The sequence below is a fragment of the Janibacter sp. CFPM2_SD2 genome (genome assembly GCF_057364645.1).
In genome coordinates this window covers 1-4,882 of the sequence record NZ_JBNFOF010000220.1, presented here as the reverse complement: position 1 = coordinate 4,882, position 4,882 = coordinate 1, and the positions used below count along the sequence as shown (strand labels likewise).

The following is a 4,882-nucleotide window of genomic DNA, read 5'->3' as shown; positions in this document are numbered from 1 at the left end:
CCCGCCGCGACATCGCGGCGGGCGCCCCCCTTCGCTGTGCCCGGGGGCCCGGGGCGGGGGTGGATCAGGTGCGCTGGTTGAAGGTCAGGTAGTAGCGCAGCTGGGTCGAGGTCTGGATCGCCCAGGCGACCTCGACGTTGACCGTCGAGGTGCGGCTCGAGTCACCGGGGACGGGCGCGGTGCACGTGGCCGTGCGGCCCTTGATGAGGACGATGCCGCCGATGCAGTTGATGTCCGACTTCGTGTGGCCGTACTGGCTCATGCCACGCGCGATCTGCCCCTCGAGGTCGTCGGCGCTCAGCTGGTGCCGGCTGCTCGTGTTGGGCGTGCCCGCGGGGGCCGGGGGGACCGACTGCGTGGACGACGGCGAGTAGGTCGACGAGGGTGTGGTGGTCGTCGACGGGGTCGTCGGCTCCGTGGTCGGCTCGGTGGTCGGCTCGGTGGTCGTCGTGGGCTCTGTGGTCGTCGTGGGCTCTGTGGTCGTCGTGGGCGGGGCCGTCGACGAGGCCGTGGTCGTCTCGTCGTCATCGTCGCCGAGCGCCACCAGACCGATCCCGCCGCAGCACACGAGGGCCAGGACGAGGGCGACCGCGCCAGCGATCCAGGCCCACGGCGGGACGCCACCCTTGGTCGGCGGGGTCCCGCCGGGGTGACCTCCGTAGGGGTTGGTGCCCTGCTGACCGTACGGCTGCTGGCCGTAGGGCTGCTGACCGTACGGCTGCTGCTGTCCCTGCGGCTGGCCGTAGGGCTGCTGACCATGGGGCTGCTGGCCGTAGGGCTGGTGGGGACCGGGCTGGCCCGGAGGGGTGGGCGGCTGCGTCATGACTCTCCCTGCTCGTGGTGCGCCGGGAGGCTGCATGCTGGTGTTCCCCCCGGAAATGCCTGTCTGTGTCCTGCAACCCAACGGTAGGCCAGACCCGCGAGCGCGTGCAGGCCGGGCAGGCGCAGCGCGACCCCGACGGGCCGCACCCACCAGCGCGAGGCGAGGAGCACCGCCGCGACGGCGTCGTGGCCGGAGGCGATGGCGCCGTCGGCGCCGACCCACTGCAGCGCCTCGTCGCACTGCTCCTGCGTCAGGCCGAGCGAAGGGAGGTCCAGCCGCTGGCTCGGGGCGACGTCGTAGTCGGCGGGAGAGCGACGCAGGCGCCGGACGACGAGGTCGGCGCAGGTCGTGCACATGCCGCAGTCGCCGTCGAAGACGAGGATCGGACGCATGGACCGATCGTCCCACGTGCTGGGACGGATCCGGCCGCGTCACAGAGGATTAACGCGCACGGGCGAGCGGAAACAGCGCCGTAACATCGCGCGCCCGGAGCCGAAACGGCGCCGCACGAGGGTTCATCCCATGAGTCCAGCCATCACGCCCCTTGCGGCGAACCCACCAGCGATCGACACGTCGGCGACGGCCTTCATGATCATCTGCGCACGCTCGTGCTGCTGATGACTCCGGGCCTGGCCCTCTTCTACGGCGGCATGACCCGCGCCAAGTCGGTGCTCAACATGATGATGATGAGCTTCGGCGCCATGGGCGTCGCGGGCGTCGTCTACGTCCTGTGGGGCTACTCGATGTCCTTCGGCGGGTCCGACATCGGCGGCATCTTCGCCAACCCCTTCGACAAGTTCGGCCTGCGCGGTGTCGCCAGCACGGTCGAGGGCGTCACCGGGACCGTCGGGGCCGACGGCATGCCGGTCATCGACGTCTTCGGCGCCGACGTCTTCATCCCCGAGGTCCTCTTCGCCGGCTTCCAGCTCACCTTCGCGATCATCACGGTCGCGCTCATCAGCGGTGCGATCGCCGACCGGGCGAAGTTCTCCACCTGGCTGGTCTTCTGCGCCATCTGGCTGACCGTCGTCTACTTCCCGATCGCCCACATGGTCTGGGGCGGCGGCCTGCTCTCCGGCGCCGAGACGAGCGTCGCCTCGTGGCTCTTCGGCAGCACCGACGGCGCGGCCACCATCGCGCCCATCGACTTCGCCGGCGGCACCGTCGTGCACATCAACGCCGGCATCGCAGGCCTCGTCCTCGCGCTCGTCGTCGGCAAGCGCCTCGGCTTCGGCAAGACCGCGATGCGCCCGCACAACGTGCCGCTCGTCATGATCGGCGCGGGCCTGCTGTGGTTCGGCTGGTTCGGCTTCAACGCCGGCTCGGAGCTCGCCGCCGATGGCGTCGCCAGCCTCGTCTGGGTCAACACCACCGCCGCGACCGCGGCCGCGATCCTCGGCTGGCTGCTCGTCGAAAAGCTGCGTGACGGTCACGCGACCTCCGTCGGTGCCGCCTCCGGTGTCGTCGCCGGCCTCGTCGCCATCACCCCGGCCTGCGGCGCCCTGTCGCCCGTCGGCTCGCTCGTCCTGGGCCTCGTCGCCGGTGCCCTCGCCGCGCTCGCCGTGGGTCTGAAGTTCCGATTCGGCTACGACGACTCGCTCGACGTCGTCGGCGTGCACCTCGTCGCCGGGCTCTGGGGCACCGTCGGTGCCGGCCTGCTCGCCACCGACGGCGGCCTGCTCTACGGCGACGGCTTCGACCAGACGCTGCTGCAAATCGTCGTCGCGCTCATCAGCCTGGTGATCTCCGCCGTCCTCACCTTCGTCATCGCGATCGCCCTCAAGGCCACAATGGGCTGGCGCATCGCCGAGGACGACGAGGTCTCCGGCATCGACTCCGCCGAGCACGCCGAGTCCGGCTACGACCTGGGCGGTGTCGGCGCGAGCCGGGCCCGCTCGGTCCTCGGCTCCACCCTCCCCACCCGCGCCGACACCGTCACCGAGAGCGAGGTCCGGGCATGAAGCTCGTCACCGCCATCATCAAGCCCCACCAGATCGACGACGTGAAGGAGGCGCTGGAGTCCTTCGGCATCACCGGCATGACGGTGAGCGAGGCCAGCGGCTACGGACGCCAGCGCGGCCACAGCGAGGTCTACCGCGGCGCCGAGTACACCGTCGACTTCGTGCCGAAGATCCGCCTCGAGGTCCTCGTCGAGGACATCGACGCCGAGTCCGTCGTCGGGGCTGTCGTCAGTGCCGCCCGCACCGGTCGGATCGGTGACGGCAAGGTCTGGGTCACGCCGATCGAGGACGTCGTGCGCGTGCGCACCGGGGAGAAGGGAGTCGAGGCGATCTGAGCCTCGGACCCCACATGACCCGCACCGGAAGCGACATGCGATCCGCGCGGCTCGACCTCGCCGGCACCCGGGAGTTCACCCTCCCCGGTGCCGGCGAGGCACGCCGGGCGGCCATCGGCGAGGCGACCCGCAGCTGGCTGACCGACCTCTACCGGGAGGCCGTGGGGGAGCGCGAGGGGATCGCGCTCGCCGCCGTGGGCTCACTCGGCCGCGGCTGGTCCGGGCCGCTGAGCGACCTCGACCTCGTGCTCGTCCACGACGGGCGCAGCATCCGCCCCGGCGATCTCACGGCCATGGCCGACCGGCTCTGGTACCCGATCTGGGACTCGGGCCTGGCCCTCGACCACTCCGTGCGCTCGTCCGCCGAGTGCCGGGCCGTCGCCCGCGACGACCTGTCCGCGGCCGTCGGCCTGCTCGACCTCTCCCTCGTCGTCGGTGACGAGGAGCTCGTCGCCGGTGTGCGCTCCACCGTCGCGCACGACTGGCGCTCCGGGGCCCGCACCCGGCTGCCGCAGTTCGTCGAGACGGTGCGGGCCCGTCACCACCGGCACGGCGACCTCAGCCAGCAGGTCGAGCCGGACCTCAAGGAGGCCCTGGGCGGCCTGCGCGACGTCACCGTCCTCGACGCGCTCACCCGCGCCTGGCTCACCGACCGCCCCCACGGCGCGGTCGGCCGGCCCTCACCCGGCTGCTCGACGTCCGCGACGCGCTGCACGTCGTGAGCGGCCGCGGTCGTGACCGGCTCCTGCGCGAGGAGCACGACGCCGTCTCCGCCCTGCTCGGCTTGGCCGACCCCGACGACCTGCTGACGCAGGTCTCGAGCTCGGCCCGGACCATCGCCTGGGCGCTGGAGTCGACGATGCGGCGTGCCAGCCAGAGCCAGCGGGCCCGCACGCTGCGGGTCGGACCCCGCCGACCGACGATGACCCCGCTCGGCCACGGGCTCTTCGCGCACGACGGCGAGGCGGTCCTCGGCTCGACCCGGCTCGTCGGGGTCGACGCGAGCCTCCCCCTTCGTGCTGCCGTCGTCGCGGCCCGCCACCGGCTGCCGCTCGCGCCGCAGACCCTCGCCAACCTCGCGGCCTGCCCCGACCTGCCGACACCGTGGGACGAGCAGGCCCGCGACCTGCTCTCCGACCTGCTCGCCGCCGGCCCCGGGCTCGAGGCGTCTGGGAGGGCCTCGACCAGGTCGGCGTGGTCGAGCGCTGGCTGCCGGAGTGGACCGCGGTGCGGTGCCGCCCGCAGCACAACCCCGTGCACCGGCACACCGTCGACCGGCACCTGCTCGAGACCGTCGCCCGGGCGGCGGCGCTCGCCCGCGACGTCGCCCGGCCCGACCTGCTGCGCCTGGCCGCGCTGCTCCACGACATCGGCAAGATCGCTGGTGCCCGCGACCACTCGCGCACGGGCGCCGACCTCGCCGACGGCGTGCTGCGGCGCTGGGGCCTGGCCGAGGAGGACCGCGAGGTCGTCGTGCTGCTCGTCGCGAGCACCTGACCCTCATCGAGATGGCCACCCGGCGCGACCTGTCCGACCCCGCGACCGCCGGCGGCCGTGGGCGACCTCGTCGGCAGGACGCGCAGACCTTCGAGCTGCTGCGGGCGCTCACCGTCGCCGACGCCCGGGCTGCCGGGCCCGCCGGCCTGGACCGACTGGCGCGCCAGCCTGCTCGACACGCTCACGGGACAGGTCCGCGCCCGGCTCACCGGGGGTCGCGCCGCCCGTGCCGCCCCTCGCGCCCGCCCCACGGGTCGACGACGAGG

At 73.1% G+C, this 4,882-nt stretch carries 5 protein-coding genes and 2 pseudogenes; 5 read left to right on the top strand and 2 right to left on the bottom strand.

Features of this window, described 5'->3' with window-relative positions; genetic code table 11:
* Positions 1–64: 64 nt before the first annotated feature.
* A complete protein-coding gene (locus tag AC2W7J_RS15780; protein WP_485983566.1) occupies positions 65–823 on the bottom strand; it encodes a hypothetical protein in 759 nt (252 codons plus the stop codon).
* Positions 820–1,215 carry a thiol-disulfide oxidoreductase DCC family protein gene (locus AC2W7J_RS15775; RefSeq protein ID WP_255185747.1) on the bottom strand — a complete coding sequence of 132 codons (396 nt, stop codon included), beginning with the start codon at positions 1,213–1,215 and terminating at the stop codon, positions 820–822. Before AC2W7J_RS15775 ends, AC2W7J_RS15780 begins: the two co-directional genes overlap by 4 nt.
* 130 nt (positions 1,216–1,345) lie before the next feature.
* Between AC2W7J_RS15775 and AC2W7J_RS15770 the strand changes: the two are divergent.
* The 5 genes and pseudogenes from AC2W7J_RS15770 to AC2W7J_RS15750 all read left to right on the top strand — a co-directional run.
* Positions 1,346–2,784, top strand: a pseudogene (locus AC2W7J_RS15770) (ammonium transporter).
* A complete protein-coding gene (locus AC2W7J_RS15765; RefSeq protein ID WP_255185749.1) occupies positions 2,781–3,119 on the top strand; it encodes a P-II family nitrogen regulator in 339 nt (112 codons plus the stop codon). Before AC2W7J_RS15770 ends, AC2W7J_RS15765 begins: the two are co-directional and overlap by 4 nt.
* Before the next feature lie 14 nt (positions 3,120–3,133).
* The gene (locus tag AC2W7J_RS15760; RefSeq protein WP_485983563.1) at positions 3,134–3,841 is read left to right on the top strand and encodes a [protein-PII] uridylyltransferase family protein; all 708 of its coding nucleotides are present in this window, start codon (positions 3,134–3,136) and stop codon (positions 3,839–3,841) included.
* Positions 3,842–4,313: 472 nt separating this feature from the next.
* Complete coding sequence (locus AC2W7J_RS15755) at positions 4,314–4,616, top strand: HD domain-containing protein (RefSeq protein ID WP_485983561.1); 303 nt, start codon at positions 4,314–4,316, stop codon at positions 4,614–4,616.
* Between the two features lie 11 nt (positions 4,617–4,627).
* Positions 4,628–4,882, top strand: a pseudogene (locus AC2W7J_RS15750) (protein-PII uridylyltransferase); the annotation flags it as partial.